The organism is Streptomyces sp. NPDC100445, from assembly GCF_044759735.1.
Taxonomy (GTDB): Bacteria; Actinomycetota; Actinomycetes; order Streptomycetales; family Streptomycetaceae; genus Streptomyces.
This window is the reverse complement of sequence record NZ_JBIVZV010000001.1, coordinates 404,725-422,515: the sequence shown is the minus strand read 5'-3', so window position 1 is coordinate 422,515 and position 17,791 is coordinate 404,725. Positions and strand designations below refer to the sequence as shown.

Below are 17,791 nucleotides of genomic sequence, written 5' to 3'. Positions count from 1 at the left end.
GGAGTTCACGCCGCATCGGGGGCGGTCAGCCGGCGACCCTGCCGAAGAGGTGGTTGGCAGGAGCGTTCGGGTTTTCGCCGTAGAAGAACTCCGTGACCGCCTGGTGGAATTCGGCGCGGTCCAGCGCACCCGAACCGTCCCGGTCCAGAGCGGCGAACACCGCGGCGCAGTCCCCGCCGGGAACGCCGGCGACCGAGTCGAACATCTGCTGGAACTCCGTTTGGTCGACCTCGCCGTCACCGTCCTGATCCATCGGGGCGATCACGTTCGTCCAGAACCCGTCCATCCCCTCGGTGAGCAGGCGGGCGGTCGCGGAGTCCGGTGCGGTGCCGCGGGCGGCGATGTAACGCTCGCTCATCATCCGAACGTCCCGCTGGGTGATGAACCCGTCGCCGTCGACATCGGCGCCCCTGAACCAGGCACTCGCCCAGCCATGGGAGCCGCCGAACACCGCGCTGTCCCCGTGCCGTGAACGCACGCGACGGAGCCGGCTTCCCCCCGTCCATCACCTGCCACTGGAGCAGCGGGCACAGCACCGAAGAAGTGTCCTTCTGGGCGCCGCCGCTGCTCTATGCGGGGGTGGCCTGCCTCGCCGTCTGCTCCGCCCTGCTCCTCGTCAACCGGCACAAGTACAGGAAAGCGTCCCGTGACTTCGAGTTCGACGCCTAGGAGGGCACTCGGCCTCGGCATGGGAGGCTGGGCGGGCTTCACCCGCTGGAACCTTGCCACAGGCCGACACCCGGCTCGGCGACCCAGGGAACTCGACCGCGTCGCCAGTGTCGCGGGTCAGCCGGCATGAGGTCGGGCCAGACCGTGGTCGTAGGCGAAGATCACTGCCTGAATGCGGTCACGGGCGCCGATCTTGGACAGGACGCGGCCGACATGGGTCTTCACCGTGGACTCCGACAGCACGAAGTGTGTGGCGATCTCACCGTTGGACCAGCCCTTGCCGATGGCGACGAGGATCTCGCGTTCGCGGTCGGTCAGGGTACTCAGCCGCGGATCCCCGGCCGAGCCGTTGCCCCCGGGCGGCACGAGTCGGGCGAACTCGTGCAGCAGGCGGCGGGTGAGGGCGGGAGCGATCACCGCGTCACCCACGGCCACGGCTCGGATTCCGGCCAGGAGTTCCTCGGGGCGGGCGTCCTTGAGGAGGAAGCCGCTGGCTCCGGCGCGCAGGGCCGCGTACACGTACTCGTCGATGTCGAAGGTGGTCAGGACGAGGACCCGGGAGCGATCGCCGGCGGCGGCGATCCGGCGGGTGGCCTCGATGCCGTCCATGCCGGGCATGCGTACGTCCATGAGAACGACGTCGGGGCGCAGCGCGGCGGCCATGCGCACCGCTTCGGCTCCGTGCGCGGCCTCGCCGACCACCTCGGTCTCGGGCACGGAGTCGAGGAGCATGCGGAAGCCGTACCGCTGCATCGGCTGGTCGTCCACGACGAGGACGGTGGTCACGGGGCGCCGTCCTGCGGAGCGAGGTCGAGGTCGGCCCGTACCGTCCAGCCGGCGCCCGTCGGGCCGGCGCTGATGTGTCCTCCGTAGAGCGCCGCTCGTTCTCGCATGCCCACCAGGCCGTGTCCTTCCTCGTTCACCGTGCGGGGAGGGCCGGCCGGGGCGGCCGGACCGGAGTCCTGGACGGTGACGGTCAGCCGCGTGTCCTCCACGATGACCGCCAGGTTCGCACACGCGCCCGCGCCGGCGTGTTTCAGGGTGTTCGTCAGTGCCTCCTGCACGATGCGGTAGACCGTCAGCTGCACCCCGCTGTCGAGGGCGTCGATGTCTCCGCCCGTACGGTAGACGACCTCCAGGCCGGCCGTGCGCACCGCCTCGCACAGTTCGTCGATGTCCGTGAGGCCGGGCTGCGGACTCAGCTCGGGCCCGGCCGCCGAACCGTCCGCCTCGCGCAGTACGCCGAGCGCCCGGCGCAGTTCGCCCAGCGCCTGACGGCCGGTGTCCGCGATGAGGCGCAGGGCCTCTTCGCCCCGTTCCGGAGCGGCGCCGGCGGCATAGGCTCCCGCGTCGGCGAGGGTGATGACGACGGACAGGTTGTGACCGATGATGTCGTGCATCTCCCGGGCCACTCGGGCCCGTTCGGCCGCGACGGCGAGCCTGTCACGCTGGTCGCGTTCGATCTCCAACCGCGCGGCACGGTCACGCAGACCGGCCAGCTGAGCCCGCCGGATACGGATCACCAGACCGAGCGCGAGCGCCGCGGTCACCGTACTCAGCAGGAAGAACAGCGCGTCCCAGACCGACACCGCCGTCGACACCCGCACCGCGACCAGGCTCAGCGCGGCCGCCGCGGCAGCACAGGCCCAGGGGAGCTGCCGCAACCGCCCGTGCAGGGCCAGGCTGTACAGGGCGACGAAGAGGGCGACGTCCGCGCGCAGTGCCGCGCCGAGGGACCACTGGAGGACGAAGACGGCCGTGACGGCGCCGAAGGCGGCGGCGGGCGCGCGACGCCGCCACAGCAGCGGCAGCAGCAACCCGGTCTGTAGGGCCAGGATGCCCGGCACGGGCAGACGGGTGAACACCAGACGGAAGTGGCGCGGGCCGTCGCCGTCGCCGTCGCCGCCGAGCGCGTGCAGCAGGTCAGGCAGGCAGAACAGCAGGAAGACGACAGCCACCACGGCGGTGTCGAGGACCCAGGGACGGGCTCGATCGGCGCGCCGGAGCCGCTGGCCGGCCCGGCCGAATCGGGCGACCAGCGGTCCCATCCCGCTGAGGTCCTCGGTGCTCATGGTGGTCACCGGACCATGATGCGGCTCGCCGCCGCTCAGACGTCGCTGCGCAGCAGCCGGTAGGCCGCGCCGGCCAGCGCCAGCGCCGTCCAGCCGAGCAGTACCAGCAGTCCCGCGCCCGGCGAGAGGGCGGTGGAGTCGTGGGTGAGGGCGAACAGCGACTCACCCGCGTGACTGGGCAGGTAGAGGTCGATCTCGCCCTGCCAGGAGCTGGGCAGCAGGGAGACCAGCCCGGGTACGAGCATGAGCGCGGCGACGAGGACGGAGATGCCGCCGGCCACGGACCGCAGCAGCGCGCCCAGGGCCGTGCCGATCACGCCGACCAGGCTGAGGTAGAGCCCGGCGCCCAGCAGACTGCGGACGACGCCGGCGTGGCCGAGGCCCATGGCGGCGGGCGTACCCGAGACGATCCGGCTGCCGACCAGGAAGGCGACGAACGCGCCGACGGTCCCGACGACCAGAGCGACCGCGCCGTACACCGCCGCCTTGGACCAGAGCACGGGCAGCCGGCGCGGCACCGCGGCCAGAGTGGAGCGGATCATGCCGGTGGAGTACTCGCCCGCCGTGACCAGTACGCCGAGCACACCGAGGGCGAGCTGGGCGAAGTTCGTGCCGAAGAGGGACAGGCTGACGGACGTGGCGGAGGCGAAGTCACGGTCCAGGTGCCGGCCGGAGCCGAGGTCGGACTTGTAGTGGCCGGCGGCGATGACGCCGAAGGCGACGAGGAACAGCAGGCCCAGACCGAGGGTGATCCAGGTCGAGCGCAGGGACCAGAGCTTCGCCCACTCCGAGGACAGCACGCGCCGTCCGGTCACCCGGTAGACCGGGCGGGAGGGAGCGACCGGGTCGGTCCGGGGGGTTTCGGGGGTTGCCGTGAGGGTGCTCATGCCGCGCTCCCGGAGGTCTCGATGCCGGTCGTGGAACCGTGGTACTCCACGGCGTCCCGGGTCAGTTCCATGAACGCTTCCTCCAGCGACACCGCCTTGGTGGTCAGCTCGAACAGGGGGATGGCGTGCTCGGCGGCCTTCAGGCCGATCTCGCGGGCGGAGACCCCGGTCACCTGTAGCTCCTCCGAGCCGATCCGGCCGGTGATCTCCACGCCCGGCCCGGCCAGCGCGTCCCGCAGCCGCGCCGGGTCGTCCGTCGCGACCCTTACGGTGTCACCACCGGCCTCGCGGACCAGGTCCTGTACGGTCGTGTCGGCCAGCAGCCGGCCCCGCCCGACGATGATCAGATGATTCGCCACCAGCGCCACCTCGCTCATCAGGTGCGAGGAGACGAACACCGTGCGCCCCTCGGCCGCCAGCGAGGTGAGCAGGTTGCGGATCCACAGGACGCCCTCCGGGTCCAGGCCGTTGACGGGCTCATCCAGCATCACCGTCTGCGGGTCGCCGAGCAGGGCGGCCGCGATGCCGAGCCGCTGGCCCATACCGAGCGAGAAGGCACCGGCCCGCTTCTTGGCGACGCTGGTCAGACCGGCGAGCTCGACGACCTCGTCGACCCGGTGCCGCGGAATGCCATGGGTGAGCGCGAGCGCACGCAGATGGTTGTGCGCCGAACGGCCCGGGTGGATCGACTTCGCCTCCAGCAGCGCCCCCACCTCCTGGAGCGGCGCCTCGTGACGGGCGTAACGCCGGCCGTTCACCGTGACGGACCCCCCGGTCGGCGCGTCCAGCCCGACGATCATGCGCATCGTCGTGGACTTGCCCGCACCATTGGGGCCCAGGAATCCGGTCACCGTACCCGGCTTCACGGTGAAGTCCAGACCGTCGACGGCTGTCTTCTCCCCGTACCTCTTGGTGAGCTGCTGTGCCTCGATCATCGACGTTCTCCCTCTCGGACTCCGGCGCCCACAACGCCGACGCCTCCTGCCCCACGCTAAGTCCGCGACCTGCGCGATCCGGTGGTACCAGGGGGCTGAACAGCGCCGGACAGGTGGTACCGGGGTACTACGCACCCGGCGCTGGCCCATGGAGTGAAGGTGAGGACACCGCGGACCAGCGTGAGCACGATCGGGAGTCCCAGCCTGCCGCCCGACACGCGGCCCGACCTGCGACACGGTCACGTTCAGGATGCGTTCAGGCACCCTGTGCCACGGTCGAAGATCACGGCCGCGTCGGCGGCCGGCGCGTCCAACAGGGCGCTCGACCCGTCACACGGCGGGTGCCCTGTCGTTCGACCGGACAGGAGACATCGGATGGAGAATCCAGAGGTCCTCAGCGACCTCGACGTGGCGGCCACGTCTACGACGACCAAGTCGGTGATGAAGAAGCTGCCCGAGGTCACCCTGGCGTTCTGGATCATGAAGATCGCCGCGACGACCCTGGGTGAGACGGCGGGCGACCTCTTCGCGCAGACCCTGAAGCTGGGCTACTTCCTGACGACGATCGCGCTGTTCCTGGTCTTCGTGGTCACGTTGGTCGTCCAGCTGCGCTCCAGCCGGTACAACCCGTTCTTCTACTGGACCGTGATCCTGTCGACCTCCATGGCCGGCACGACCATGTCCGACTTCATGAACCGCGACGCCAGCGCCAAGTACCTCTCGAACGGCGCGACCAAGCTGGGCTGGGGTCCGCAGGGCGTGGGCCTCGGCTATCCGCAGGGAGCGGCGATCCTGATCTCGCTCCTGCTGGCGATCTTCCTCGCCTGGAAGCTGAGCGGGATGACGTTCGAGATCCGTGACATCGTCACCTTCCGGGGAGAGGCTCTGTTCTGGGCGGCGATCCTCGTGTCGAACACCCTCGGCACCTCGATGGGTGACTTCCTCTCCGACAGCTCCGGCCTCGGCTACCTGGGCGGCGCGCTCCTCGTGACCGGAGTGCTGGCCGTGCTGGTGGTGCTCATGAAGGTGCCCGTGGTGCCGAACGTGCTGCTGTTCTGGATCGCCTTCGTCCTGACCCGGCCGCTGGGCGCCACCGCGGGTGACTTCCTCACCAAGCCCGTCGCCAAGGGCGGCCTGGATCTGGGTACCGCCGGCTCGTCCGCCGTCCTCCTCGCCGTCCTGTTCGGGCTGATGGTCTACGCCCACATGGGGGAACGCCGGACGGAGGGACAGAACCCGGTCATCCAGCGGGCAGGGTGACCGTGAAGCTGGCCCCCGGCGTGTGCAGGGGGCGGACGCCGACGTCCTGACGCGTCAGCTCAGCCGGGCGGCGATGTGGTCGCCGACGCGCAGGGCGTTGGCGATGGCGGTCAGGGACGGGTTCACCGCGCCGATGCTCGGGAAGAAGGACGTGTCCACGACGTAGAGGTTGTCCAGGTCGTGCGCCTTGCAGTTGACGTCGAGGGCAGAACTGCGGGGGTCGTCGCCGAAGCGCACGGTGCCGGCCTGGTGCGCGGTGGCACCGATCGGCATGCCCTTGTGCAGGTAGATGCTGTGGTCCAGCAGGTGGTGCTCGTGCATGCCCAACTGTCCCAGCATGCCCCGCAGCTTGTGCTGGAGGCGCTTCAGTCCGGCGGTGTTGTTCTTCTCGTCGAGAGTCAGGTGGATGGCGTCGTCCTCGTCGAGAGTCACACGGCTCCCGGGCAGCGGAAGGTCCTCGCCGCACAGCCAGAAGTCGACGGCGTGGTGCGCCAGGACCTCGAAGGGCATCTCGGGAGTGACCGCGCCGGCCCAGCGTGGCGCCTCACCGTGTATCTGGTCGGCGTCCGACTTGCCGAGCATCTGGATGCCGCCGAGCGGGAACTCCCAGTCGTCCGCACCCAGGTACCAGTCGTTCAGCGCCAAGGTCTTCTGGAACTTCGTGGGGTTGGGTTCCTTCGAGACGGCCATCAGCGCCAGGTTGTTGTGACGCATGTAATGGCGTCCTACCACGTCCGAGCTGTTGGCCAGGCCGTCGGGGTGCTTGTCGGTGGCCGAACGAAGCAGCAGTACAGCGGAGTTGACCGCCCCGGCGGCAACCACCACGATGTCCGCGCTGAACGCTTCGGTCGCTCCGTCCGGGAACTCGGTGACCACTCCGGTGACGGTGCGTCCGGTCGGGTCGGTCTCCAGCCGCCGCACCTGAGCGTCGGTGACCATCGTGACGTTGTCATGTCGGAGCGCCGGGTCGACGCAGATCACCTGCGCGTCCGACTTGGCGCCGACCAGGCAGGGGAAGCCGTCGACCCGGTCGCAGCGGATGCAGACGCTGTCGTGAGTGGCCCGGCCGTTCTCGTCCTGGGCGAGGTTGACGCCGATCGGCAGGTGGAAGGGGTGCAGGCCCGTCTTCTCCAGGTCGTCGCTGAGCTGCTGGATGCGCGCCTCGTGTTCGACCGGCGGGTAGGCGTACTGCGCGCCGGCCGGCCCTTCGGTCGGGTCCTCGCCGTGCCGGCCGTGCACCAGGTAGAGGTGCTCCGCCTCGGTGTAGTAGGGCTCGAGGTCCTCGTAGCGGATCGGCCACGCCGGAGAGACACCGTCGTGGTGGCGCAGTTCGCCGAAGTCCTCGGGCCGCAGCCGGAACAGCGCGGCACCGTAGAACTTGGTGTTGCCCCCGACGTAGTAATTGACCTCCGGGGGGAAGCGGTTGCCGTGCTTGTCGAACCAGAACTCCGGGGCACGGTACTTGCCCGTGACGAAGACGGCGGTGGAGTCCCAGTTGTCCCGTTCCCGGGGCAGGTACCCGCCGCGCTCCAGGATCAGGATCCGTTTGCCCGTGGGTGCCAGCCGGTGGGCGAGCGTACCGCCGCCCGCTCCCGTACCGATGACGATGACGTCGTAGTGCTGCTCGGCGGCCATGAGAAGGGCTCCGTTCTGAGAGTCGTCGACTGTTCTCGCCGTAGCGCCTGCCTGGGCGGCGGCGAAACGCCCGCGGCCCCCGTGACGACCACGGCCGGGAGCGCGGAAGTCACAGGACCGCGATCGGGTTGACCGGCGAGCCGGTGGCCTCCGGCAGCCTCAGCGGGGCGATCACGCACAGGAACGACCAGCGTCCCACCGCCTCGCAGACCGGTGCCAGATCCTCGAACTGGAGGTAGTCGAGCAGGTGGAGACCCATGGCGTGGATCGCCAGCACATGCACGGGGAAGTCGACGCCCTCGGTGCAGCTGGGGGCTGTGTCGTTGTTCCCGTCACCACCGAGCACGGCGATCCGCCGGTCGGCGAGGAGCTCCAGCGCGGACGGGTGCAGCCCGGCCCGCTCCCGTGCCGCATGCCACGGCCCCAGCTCGGCGCGGCGCCGACGGTGACCGACGCGTACGAACAGGAGATCGCCCTCCGCCACCCGCAGACGCTGGGCGTCCTCGGCCGCGGCGAGGTCGTCGGCGCTGACGTGATCACCGGGTTCCAGCCAGGGCACTCCGCGCAGCCGTGGGATGTCCAGCAGCACGCCCCGGCCCACGATCCCGTCGTGCGCCGTCTCGATGGAGAGCGCGGTCGCCCCGTCCTTCCTGACGCTTCTCGCGCTCTTCCCGCCGTGCAATGTGCCGTCGTAGACCACATGGCACAGGGCGTCTATGTGGCTGTCCACATCTCCGTGCACGTTCATCGCGAAACTGTCTGTGGCGAACTGGAGCCCGCCGTCGGCGTGTTCGTCCGGCCGCTCACCCATCCGGTGTCGTGCGGGCTCGGGATTGTCCGGGCCGGGCAGTGTTTCCACCGGCGCGGCGAGCGTCACCGTCCGCCCGGTCCGTACCTCCCGGGCGGCGGCCGCCACCCGGGCAGGAGTCAGGGCTTCCAGGGCACCCCGGGGGCCCGAGGCCCAAGCGGCACGCGAGCCAAGACGCCGGTACAGCGCCCCGAACTCGTCCTCGGTGAGCCGTGGCCGTTCGGCCCAAGGGGAGTGGGTGGTCATGATCGGTGTCCCTGCTGGGCGCCCAGGGCCCGCGGAGCGGGGCGGCCGTTGGCGGTGCCGGTCGGCTCCGGCGACATGAGGCCGACCCCCTCGCCCACCCCGTCCGGCGACATGAACCGGGTCATCGGGGTCGCGGTGTCGGGTAGCGGAGCTGCTTGCGCGTCATCCCGCGGCGTTGCGGGGCCGGCCGCAGGTGACCGCCGCCCTCGTGGCCGAGCAGGGCCGCGAAGACGCCGGGGGAGTGGAACCGCGGAGCGGCGTACCGGTCCACGACACCCCGCGACGAGACCGGCGCGGCGGCCTTCAGGTCGCCCACCAGGCCGTGTTCGGCGATGGGAGGGTAGCGGTCCATGGCTGCTCCAGAAGTCTCGGCAGAACCCCTACGCCCACTATCGGCCACCCGGGTGATCCCTGCGCGCTGGCCGCCCCACCCACCGAATCCCACCCGCGGAAGTCGGCCGGTAACAGGATCGCCGTCGGGCCGGACGCGACGCGACCGCCCGGGACCCCGCCTCTCGCGGGCGGACGCGTCCCGGATCAGGCCTGCGTCTGCGCGGCGGCGCGACGAGCCGCGCGGCGCCACAGACGGCGCTGAAGACGCAGAGTGAGGACGCCGATGAGTACCAGCACCACCACGTTGAGCAGCAGCTGGATCAGCGACCCCCATGCCTGGTGCCAGTCGGCGAAGGCGAGGGAGACGGCGATGTCCGAGGCGGCGGGGATGGTGGTCACGGAGATGAAGACCCCGAGCAGGGCGCTGCCGCGGGCCTCGGTGAGCGAGACGATGCCGACGACACCCGCGAGGACGGCGACGGCGACGGAGAAGAAGTCCGGCGTGTCGATGAGGTGGGAGACGGGCCGCAGACCCAGTTCGAAGGCGGTGGACTGAAGGCCGGCACCCCGCACCAGCGCGGCGAAGGCCAGCGTGACCACCATGGCCGACAGGAAGCCGACCGTGAGCGCCCGCGCTCCCTCCCGCACCCGGCGGCCGTGGTGGCGGTCCAGACCGAGGGCGATACTGGTGATCGCGTTGTACTCCGGGCCGACCACCATGGCCGCCACGATGAGGATCTGCGAATTGGTCATGATGCCGACCGAACCGATGAGGCCCGCGACGGTCAGGAACAGGTAGAAGGACGGCGGATAGGTTCCGCCCTTTCGGATGTGCGCCTCGACAGCGTCCCACAGGGGAGCGTGGACGAGCGCGCTGGGCCGGGCCGCCTCGATCCGTTCGGCGCTTCGCGAGAACATCATGTCGACGTCGTCGATGGCGATCGCCCCGGCACGGTCGACGCCCAGCTCACGCAGGCCTCCCAGGACGGCGTTCGCGGCGCCGCGCAGCACGTCGCATTCCACCGCGTCACCGCCCGGCACCTGGACCGCCTTCACGACGACGAGGTTGAGGACTCGATCGTGCGAGGAGAGCAGGTCGACGGCCGGCTGGGTGAGCGCGGTCGGCATGACCATACGGAAGTGGATCAGATCCATCCAGGCCTCCTCAGGACGGGAGTCGGTGCGGTCGCATCAGACCTGGTCCCGGAGCAGTTCGACGTGTCCCGCGCTGCCGGCCGACCGGCCGGAACCGGACCCCCGTCACGAGCCGACCCATCGACTGCCCATCACCGCGGCCCGATGCGCCTTCCGAGATGACGGTGAACACTGATACACCTCCACTGCCGTCCTGCGGTTCGCGACGCGCCTTGTAGGAGATGCGCGGCAGGCTCACCGTCCTGATGCCGTTGGGCCGACCGATCTCGGCCGTCTGCCTTCAGAGTGGCGCCCGGCCCGGCCGGCGCACACGGCCGACCCACACCGCTCCAGGGACGGCACCGGACAGCCCCGTGCGCGGGACCTGTCCTCGGGTGCGGGCGGCATGCGTGCGGGATAGGCTTCTGAAGGCGAGGTCAGGTTCTCCGGGCGGTGTTCACAGACGCACGGCGGATCAATTTTTTTCCTGCGGAGACCTTTGACGTGCGTGGCACACCCCTTCGCATGCGCTGGGTGGGCAGCAGCCGATTCCCTTCTTCGAAGGTGTGCCTCGGCGCCCCGGGCGCCGCGCAAGCGCCGCTCCAGGGTCCGCAGCTCTGCGCCCCTGCAAGGGAGTTCGGGATGAAACTTGTTGTTGATCTTTCTCGGTGTCAGGGGTATGCGCAGTGCGCGTTCCTCGCTCCGGACGCGTTCCGGATGCACGGCGAAGAAGCGCTGATGTACGACCCGAATCCCGACGATGCCCAGCGTGAGCGGGTGCTGCGCGCCGCGGCGGCCTGCCCGCTTCAGGCGATCCTGGTCGACCAGGTGGAGGGGCAGGGCGCTCCGGTGGGGACGTCGCGGTCATGACCAGCGCCGACACCGTGAAGGGGTTCAAGCGTGAGGGCCGCGCCGTGATCGTCGGGGCGTCGCTTGCGGGCCTCAGGGCCGCGGAGGCTCTGCGCAACGAGGGCTTCACCGGATCGTTGACCATGATCGGTGACGAACTGGGGGAGCCCTACGACCGGCCCCCGCTGTCCAAGCAGGTGCTGACCGGGTGGGTGCCGGCCGACGGCACCACGCTGCCCCGACGTCGCGACATCGACGCGGAGTGGCTGCTCGGTGTGCCCGCCGACGGGCTGAACCTGGCGACCAACCAGGTGCACCTCGCCGACGGCCGCGAGGTTCCCTTCGACCGAGTGCTGATCTGCACCGGAGTGCGGGCGCGCCCCTGGTTCGTCGAGAGCGAGGCGCGGCTGGACGGAGTCTTCGTCGTACGTACGCGTGAGCACGCGGACGGCCTGCGGCGGGCCCTCGCCGCGGGGCCCTCTCGCGTACTGGTCATCGGCGCGGGCTTCACCGGCTCCGAGATCGCCTCCATCTGCCGCGAGCGGGACATCCCGGTGACCGTCGCCGAACTCGCGCCGACCCCGCTGGTCGGGGCGCTCGGCGCCATGATCGGTGAGGTCGCGGCGGACATGCAGCGCGCCCACGGCGTCGACCTGCGCTGCGGTGTCAAGGTCACCCGGCTGGAGGGCGACGCGCAGGGGCGTTTCCGCCGCGCCCACTTCGACGACGGCAGTACGATCGACGCCGACGTGGCGGTGGTGGCGCTGGGGGGCATTCGCAACACCGACTGGCTGCACGGCTCCGGACTGGCCGCGGGGCCGTGGGGAATCGCCTGCGACACGGGCTGCCGCGCCCTCGACCTCAACGGCCTGGTCACCGACGACATCTTCGTCGCCGGAGACGTGGCACGCTGCCCGAACCCGATCTACGAGTACCGGCTCATCTCGCTGGAACACTGGGCCAACGCCGTGGAGCAGGCCGAGGTCGCGGCGCACAACATGGTCAGCACACAGGCTGACCGCTGGCCGCACCTGTCCATCCCGACCTTCTGGTCGATCCAGTTCGGCGTCAACATCAAGACCGTCGGCGTGCCGACCTTCGCCGACGAGGTCGTCGTCGCCCAGGGATCGGTACCCGAGCGCCGCTTCGTCGCCGCATACGGCTACCGGGGGCGCGTCACCGCGGCGGTCAGCTTCAACAACGCGAAGTGGCTCGACCACTACCGGAAGTTGATCGAGACGGCCGCACCGTTCCCGCCCCCCTGCCCCACACCTGATCGGCCCGCCGACGCGAAGCCGGTGCCCGTCGACTTCCCCGGCCCCGTCCTGCTCAGCCAGGGCGCCACGGTGGTCGTCACCGGCCATGATCCGAGTGAGCGGCGCGTCACAGCCGTTCAGCAGCACCACCGGTAGGAGGCGAGCAAGATGACCATCACCGAGACACCCGACATCTTGCCCCGGATCCTCGACTACTCCTCCCGGGCCGATCCGTATCCGCTCTACGCCGAGTTGCGCAGGACGCCGGTGGCCTTGCAGGAGGACGGCAGCTACGTCATCAGCACCTACCGTGAACTCACGGACATCCTGCACAACCCGCACCTGAGCTCCGACGTCCGCAACCTGTCCCGGCCGATGCCCGGAGTCGCGGAACGTGCCACGCCGGCGTTCCTCAACCTCGACCCGCCCGAGCACGACCGCCTGCGGCGTCTGGCCATGCGCCACTTCGGCCCCCCGCACACCCCAGGTCTCGTGATCGGCATGGAAGGCGATCTCACCGCCACCGTCAACGGTCTGATCGACGAGTTCGAGGACAAAGAGCGCATCGACATCGTCGACGACTTCGCCTACCCGTTCCCCGTCACCGTGATCTGCCACCTGCTCGGCGTGCCGCGCGAGGACGAACCACGGTTCCACGGCTGGGTGAACGCCATCATCGACTCGATCAACTACAACCCCAGGACCGACCCCGAGGAGAAACTGACCCACGGCAGGCAGGCCACCCAGGACCTGCGCGACTACCTCCGCGGACTGCTGGAGCAACGCCACGGTCGGCCGGGCGACGACCTGCTGGCACGGCTGGCCAACGACGACGGGCCCGACGGGCGGATGACCGACGAGGAGATCATCAGCACCGCGAACCTACTGCTCGTCGCCGGCCACGAGACCACCGTCAACCTCATCACCAACGGCATGCTGACGTTGCTGCGCCACCCGGAGACGTTGCAACGACTGCGCGAGGAACCGGACCTGATCGTGCCGCTGGTCGAGGAACTGCTGCGCTACGAGCCCCCGGTTCACATCATTCCCTGGCGTGCGGCGTACAGCGACATCACCGTGGCCGACACCGTCATCCCCAAGGGCTCCCAGATCATGCTCATGCTCGCCTCGGGCAGCCGGGACCCGGACCACTTCGCCGAACCGGAACGCTTCGACCCCGATCGGAAGGACAACCAGCACCTGGGATTCGGCAGCGGCATCCACCTGTGCTTCGGCGGCCCGCTCGCCCGGCTGGAGACCCAGATCGCCCTGAACCAGCTGGCGCGCCGCCTGGACCGGCCCAGGCTGGTCGCCGACCCACCGCCCTACCGGCCCAGCCCCATCCTGCGCGGCCCCATCCATCTGCCTGTCGAGCAGAGCTGACAGGCAAGCCTCGAACACCGTCCGGCAAGGCTTCGGGACGGACACTGACCGCCGAGGAGTCGAGCAACCGCTCCGGGTCGGCGGACGGCCCACGGTCCGGGGGCCGTCCGCCGACCCAGGGCACGTAGCCGCCCCCCGGCTCGCCGAGCAGTCGGACCGGGCCGCTCTCCCCAGGCCTTACTCAACTCGCTCCCAGCCCTGAAGGCCCCCGGAGGCAAGCATGGGCAAAGTTCTCGGTGATGTACTGGGTCTCGCGGCAGCCGTCGCGATCAGCCCGCTGCCGATCATCGCCCTCATCCTCATACTCGCCACGCCCCGGGGACGTCTCAACGGGACGCTGTTCACCGTCGGTTGGGTTCTGGGGCTGTCGGCACTGGGCGCGGTGATGCTCGCGATCGCCTCCCCCGCGGGTGCCTCCTCCCACAGTCACCCGGCCACGTGGGTGGGAGCTCTCAAGCTCGCGCTGGGCGTGTTCCTCGTCCTCTTCGGCGCCCGGCTGTGGCACCGGCGCCCGAAGGACCCCGCGCAGGCCCAGCTGCCGAAATGGATGGCCGCGATCGACCACCTGACGCCGCTCAAGATCCTCGGACTCGGACTGGCCCTGTCCGCACTCAACGCCAAGAACGCCCCGCTGACCATCGCCGCCGGCGCCACCATCGGCTCAGCCGGACTGCCGGTCGGACAGCAGGTCGCGTCCCTGGCGATCTTCGTCCTGATCGCCACCCTCGGCCTCCTCGTCCCGCTGGGGGTCTTCCTGCTCGGGGGAGAACGTGCGAAGACGACGCTCGCCGATTGGAAGGACTGGGCAGCCCAGCACAACATCGCCGTCATGGCCGTCCTGCTCTTCGTGATCGGGCTGAAGCTCCTCGGAGACGGCATCTCGATCCTCACCTGACGAACCGCGAAGGCAACCGCTGACAAAGGCCGCGGACAAGGTGCCGTGCGTCGGCGCGATGTCCTTCTGATCGGCGGGCTGCCCCTCTACCTTCGCTACTGTGATCAGAATCTCCGAGGTGGCGAAGCGGCTCATGGTCGGCCGTGCTCTGCGCAGCAGTGAGCTGGGGGAGGCGTTGCTCCCCAAGCGTCTGGCCCTGCCGATCTTCGCCTCGGACCCCCTGTCGTCGGTTGCCTACGCGACGCAGGAGATCCTGCTGGTGCTCACGCTGGGTGGGCTGACGTACGTGCATTTCACGCCGATGATCGCGGCGGCGGTCGTCGCGCTGATGGCGGTGGTGGTGCTGTCGTACCAGCAGGTCGTGCGCGCCTACCCGAGCGGCGGAGGCTCGTACGAGGTCGTGTCCGAAAACCTCGGCGAGAACGCCGGCCTGGTGGTCGGGGCTGCCCTGCTGGTCGACTACGTGATGACCGTGGCGGTGTCGGTGGCTTCCGGCGTGGACAACATCATCTCCGCCGTCCCCCAGTTGCACGCGCAACGGGTGCCGATGGCCCTGGGCTTCGTCGCGCTGCTCGCGGTGGTGAACCTGCGGGGCGTGCGCGAGTCCGGGCGGGCCTTCGCCGCCCCGACCTACCTCTTCGTCATCGGTGTGCTGATCATGATCGCGACCGGTGTCTTCCGGTACCTGGCCGGGGACGCGCCGGTCGCCGAGAGCGCCTCGTACGGCATCCGGCCGCAGCAGGGCGACGCGCACCTGGCAGGTGCGGCGCTGGTGCTGCTGGTCCTGCGCGCGTTCTCCAACGGCTGCACCGCGTTGACCGGCGTGGAGGCGATCTCGAATGGCGTTCCCGCCTTCCGCAGGCCGAAGTCGCGCAACGCGGCGACCACCTTGGCCGTGATGGGACTCATCGCGGTCACCATGTTCGTCGGTGTCACCGCCCTCGCGATCGTCTCAAAGGTTCACATCGCCGACGACTCGTGCCGGCTCACCGGACTGGCCGCGAACTGTTCCTCCTACCAGCAGCGCACGGTCATCGCGCAGATCGCCGCCGCGGTCTTCGGCGGGGAGAGAAGTGTCGGCTTCTACTACGTGCAGGCCGTGACCGCGTTGGTCCTGGTCCTCGCCGCGAACACCGCGTTCAACGGTTTCCCGCTGCTCTCGTCGGTCCTCGCGCAGCGCCGCTACCTGCCGCGCCAGTTGCACAGCCGCGGCGACAGGCTCGCCTTCTCCAACGGCATTGTGGCGCTGGCCGTCACCGCCGGCCTGCTGCTGTGGGGGTTCAAAGCCAGCGTCACAGCCCTGATCCACCTGTACATCCTGGGCGTCTTCACCTCCTTCACGCTCTCCCAGACCGGCATGGTCCGGCACTGGAACCGGGCCCTTGCCACGGCGAGCAGCCCCGCGCTGCGCCGTCGCCGGCACATCGCCAGGGGCATCAACGCGGTCGGTGCGGTGACCACCGGCATGGTCCTGGTGGTGGTCCTGTTCACGAAGTTCCTCGAAGGTGCCTGGCTGGCCGTGCTCGCCGCGGGGGTGCTGTGGCTGCTGATGCGCGGAATCCGGAGGCACTACGACCGCACCACCGCGGAGCTGACCAGCACCGATCCGCACGCCGACCTCACCTCCCCCTCCCGAGTCCTCGCGCTCGTGCTGGTCTCCAACGTCCACAAGCCGACACTGCGTGCCCTGGCCTATGCCCGCGCTTTCAAGCCCGACCGGCTCGAGGCACTGACCGTCGCCGTCGACCACGACGAGGCACTGGCGCTGGAGGACCAATGGCAGCAACTGGGCATCGATGTCCCCCTCAAGGTCCTGGACTCTCCCTACCGTGAGGTCACCAGGCCCGTCGTCGACTACGTACGCTCCCTCAGCCGTGAAGGCCCCCGCGACATGGTCGGCGTCTACATCCCCGAGTACGTCGTCGGCCGCTGGTGGGAGAATCTGCTGCACAACCAGTCCGCCCTCCGGATCAAGGCACGCCTGCGCTTCACCCCCGGTGTCATGGTGGTCAGCGTGCCCTGGCAGCTCATCTCCTCCGCACGGGCCGACCACCACGCTGCGCGTGCCCCGGGCTCCGTCCGCCGCGGCGAACCGCCGCGCTGACCGCGAGCCATCCGGACGCCTTGGGGGCCGTGCGGCTTGCGGGCACCGCAGACCCTCGTTTCACTGGTGACGAGGGGAGCGTGGCCGGTGGACGAACCAGTGACCGTGGGCGTGGACGGCTCCCGCTCCAGCATGAGGGCGCTCGACTGGGCCGCCGACGAGGCCGCCCTGCACGGCAGGCCCCTTCGTATCGTGCACGCGTCCGTATGGGAACGCTTCGAAGGCGCCACCCCCGCCGACGATCTCCCCGAAGGCCGAGCCGAAGCCGCCGCACTGGAGGAGATCGTCACCGACGCCGAAGCCCGGGCCCGCCGGCGCCGCCCCGAGCTGAGGGTCCATGCCGAACTGCTGCCCGGGGAACCCGTCGACGTCCTGGTCCACGCGGGAGGAGACGCCTTCGCGCTGGTCGTCGGCCACCGCGGCCGCGGTGCACTCGCGCGCCACCTGTCCATCGGTTCCGTCGGGCCTTGTGTGGCGGAACGCGCGTGGTGCCCGACCGTGGTCGTCGGCGACTGGGCCCCAGGGCGCCCATCAGGAGACCGGGAGGTCGTCCTCGGTGTCGGGGAAGGAACCGACCCCGGCGCCGCCCATGTCGCCTTCGCGCTCCACGAAGCACAGGCACGTGGTTGCGACCTGGTCGCGGTTCACGCCCGGAGCCGGCAGGGAACGCGGCACGAGCCACCTGGTCCCGGCAGCTCACCGACGGCCGACGCTCTCCTCAGCGCGGCGGTCCCGGCCGGGGCAGCCCTCGAGAGCGGCGTCGTCGTGCACAGACAAGTCGTCGACGGCCCCGCGCACCATGTGCTGCCCCAGGTCGCGCGACACGCCGAGCTCCTCGTGCTCGGAGTCCGACACCGGCACGGCACGGTCCACCGCGAACTCAGACCCACTCACCACGCCGCACTACGCCACTCGTCCTGCCCCGTCGCCCTCGTAGCCGTCCCCTGGCCTCCCTCCCGAAGGCCGGAAGCCATCGACGTCGAGTGAGACCAGGCCGGCAGTGGTCCGGGTGTACGTCAGTCCCGACCGATCCCGTGGGGGAAGCCGGGTGTCCGCTGCGGCGGGACTGTCGACGGGTGATCCGTGTGGTCACGAGCGTGATCACGGCCCGAATGATCAGCGACTCGGAGCGCCGTCGGGGACATCGTGGCCGCTCCCGCACCCCCACGGCGCGCCGGACCGTGGGGTGGCGTCACCGAGGTGGGCCGTGGGTGTCGGCGTTCGGGTGCTGCCGCCCGGTGCGGACGACAGGTGGTTGGTTGCCGGTGGAGGTGGCCGCCCAGCTGGCGAGCAGTTTGAGCCGGTCTTCGTCGAGGGTGCCCGGT

General features: G+C 70.2%; 17 protein-coding genes. 8 read left to right on the top strand and 9 right to left on the bottom strand.

What is annotated here, in order from left to right:
• Positions 1 to 25: 25 nt before the first annotated feature.
• Positions 26 to 478 (bottom strand): EF-hand domain-containing protein, encoded by a 453-nt coding sequence (locus tag ACIQVT_RS01825; RefSeq protein ID WP_403745880.1) that lies wholly within the window; start codon positions 476 to 478, stop codon positions 26 to 28.
• On the opposite strand from ACIQVT_RS01825, the gene ACIQVT_RS01820 reads away from it, so the two are divergent.
• Complete coding sequence (locus tag ACIQVT_RS01820; protein WP_403745878.1) at positions 469 to 669, top strand: hypothetical protein; 201 nt, start codon at positions 469 to 471, stop codon at positions 667 to 669. The genes ACIQVT_RS01825 and ACIQVT_RS01820 overlap by 10 nt on opposite strands.
• 117 nt (positions 670 to 786) lie before the next feature.
• Here ACIQVT_RS01820 and ACIQVT_RS01815 read toward each other — a convergent pair whose 3' ends face one another.
• The 4 genes from ACIQVT_RS01815 to ACIQVT_RS01800 are packed head-to-tail and all read right to left on the bottom strand — an operon-like array spanning position 787 to position 4,563.
• On the bottom strand, positions 787 to 1,455 hold the full coding sequence (locus ACIQVT_RS01815; protein WP_403745877.1) for a response regulator: 669 nt from the start codon (positions 1,453 to 1,455) through the stop codon (positions 787 to 789).
• Positions 1,452 to 2,741: a sensor histidine kinase gene (locus tag ACIQVT_RS01810; RefSeq protein WP_403747846.1), complete on the bottom strand. Its 1,290-nt coding sequence runs from the start codon at positions 2,739 to 2,741 to the stop codon at positions 1,452 to 1,454. Before ACIQVT_RS01810 ends, ACIQVT_RS01815 begins: the two co-directional genes overlap by 4 nt.
• Before the next feature lie 35 nt (positions 2,742 to 2,776).
• Positions 2,777 to 3,628 (bottom strand): ABC transporter permease, encoded by an 852-nt coding sequence (locus tag ACIQVT_RS01805; RefSeq protein ID WP_403745875.1) that lies wholly within the window; start codon positions 3,626 to 3,628, stop codon positions 2,777 to 2,779.
• Entirely contained in the window at positions 3,625 to 4,563 is a 939-nt protein-coding gene (locus ACIQVT_RS01800) for an ATP-binding cassette domain-containing protein (protein WP_403745874.1), read from the bottom strand. Before ACIQVT_RS01800 ends, ACIQVT_RS01805 begins: the two co-directional genes overlap by 4 nt.
• Before the next feature lie 375 nt (positions 4,564 to 4,938).
• On the opposite strand from ACIQVT_RS01800, the gene ACIQVT_RS01795 reads away from it, so the two are divergent.
• Complete coding sequence (locus ACIQVT_RS01795; protein WP_403745873.1) at positions 4,939 to 5,823, top strand: hypothetical protein; 885 nt, start codon at positions 4,939 to 4,941, stop codon at positions 5,821 to 5,823.
• Positions 5,824 to 5,877: 54 nt separating this feature from the next.
• On the opposite strand, the gene ACIQVT_RS01790 is transcribed toward ACIQVT_RS01795, so the two are convergent.
• The 4 genes from ACIQVT_RS01790 to ACIQVT_RS01775 all read right to left on the bottom strand — a co-directional run bounded on the left by ACIQVT_RS01790 (position 5,878) and on the right by ACIQVT_RS01775 (position 10,000).
• On the bottom strand, positions 5,878 to 7,458 hold the full coding sequence (locus ACIQVT_RS01790; RefSeq protein ID WP_403745872.1) for a GMC oxidoreductase: 1,581 nt from the start codon (positions 7,456 to 7,458) through the stop codon (positions 5,878 to 5,880).
• A gap of 109 nt (positions 7,459 to 7,567) precedes the next feature.
• Positions 7,568 to 8,512, bottom strand: coding sequence for a cyclase family protein (locus ACIQVT_RS01785; RefSeq protein WP_403745871.1), 945 nt, complete (start codon positions 8,510 to 8,512; stop codon positions 7,568 to 7,570).
• A gap of 121 nt (positions 8,513 to 8,633) precedes the next feature.
• Complete coding sequence (locus tag ACIQVT_RS01780; protein ID WP_403745869.1) at positions 8,634 to 8,864, bottom strand: trehalase-like domain-containing protein; 231 nt, start codon at positions 8,862 to 8,864, stop codon at positions 8,634 to 8,636.
• Between the two features lie 185 nt (positions 8,865 to 9,049).
• A complete protein-coding gene (locus ACIQVT_RS01775) occupies positions 9,050 to 10,000 on the bottom strand; it encodes a DUF389 domain-containing protein (RefSeq protein ID WP_403745868.1) in 951 nt (316 codons plus the stop codon).
• 621 nt (positions 10,001 to 10,621) lie between these two features.
• Here ACIQVT_RS01775 and ACIQVT_RS01770 point away from each other — a divergent pair.
• The 6 genes from ACIQVT_RS01770 to ACIQVT_RS01745 all read left to right on the top strand — a co-directional run bounded on the left by ACIQVT_RS01770 (position 10,622) and on the right by ACIQVT_RS01745 (position 17,453).
• A complete protein-coding gene (locus tag ACIQVT_RS01770; protein ID WP_403745867.1) occupies positions 10,622 to 10,849 on the top strand; it encodes a ferredoxin in 228 nt (75 codons plus the stop codon).
• Positions 10,846 to 12,240, top strand: a complete 1,395-nt coding sequence (locus ACIQVT_RS01765) for an NAD(P)/FAD-dependent oxidoreductase (protein WP_403745866.1) — start codon at positions 10,846 to 10,848, stop codon at positions 12,238 to 12,240. Before ACIQVT_RS01770 ends, ACIQVT_RS01765 begins: the two co-directional genes overlap by 4 nt.
• A 12-nt stretch (positions 12,241 to 12,252) precedes the next feature.
• On the top strand, positions 12,253 to 13,467 hold the full coding sequence (locus tag ACIQVT_RS01760; RefSeq protein WP_403745864.1) for a cytochrome P450: 1,215 nt from the start codon (positions 12,253 to 12,255) through the stop codon (positions 13,465 to 13,467).
• A gap of 220 nt (positions 13,468 to 13,687) precedes the next feature.
• Positions 13,688 to 14,362 (top strand): GAP family protein, encoded by a 675-nt coding sequence (locus ACIQVT_RS01755; RefSeq protein ID WP_403745863.1) that lies wholly within the window; start codon positions 13,688 to 13,690, stop codon positions 14,360 to 14,362.
• Between the two features lie 133 nt (positions 14,363 to 14,495).
• Entirely contained in the window at positions 14,496 to 16,466 is a 1,971-nt protein-coding gene (locus ACIQVT_RS01750) for an APC family permease (RefSeq protein WP_403747843.1), read from the top strand.
• 87 nt (positions 16,467 to 16,553) lie between these two features.
• The gene (locus ACIQVT_RS01745; RefSeq protein ID WP_403745861.1) at positions 16,554 to 17,453 is read left to right on the top strand and encodes a universal stress protein; all 900 of its coding nucleotides are present in this window, start codon (positions 16,554 to 16,556) and stop codon (positions 17,451 to 17,453) included.
• Positions 17,454 to 17,791 lie beyond the last annotated feature (338 nt).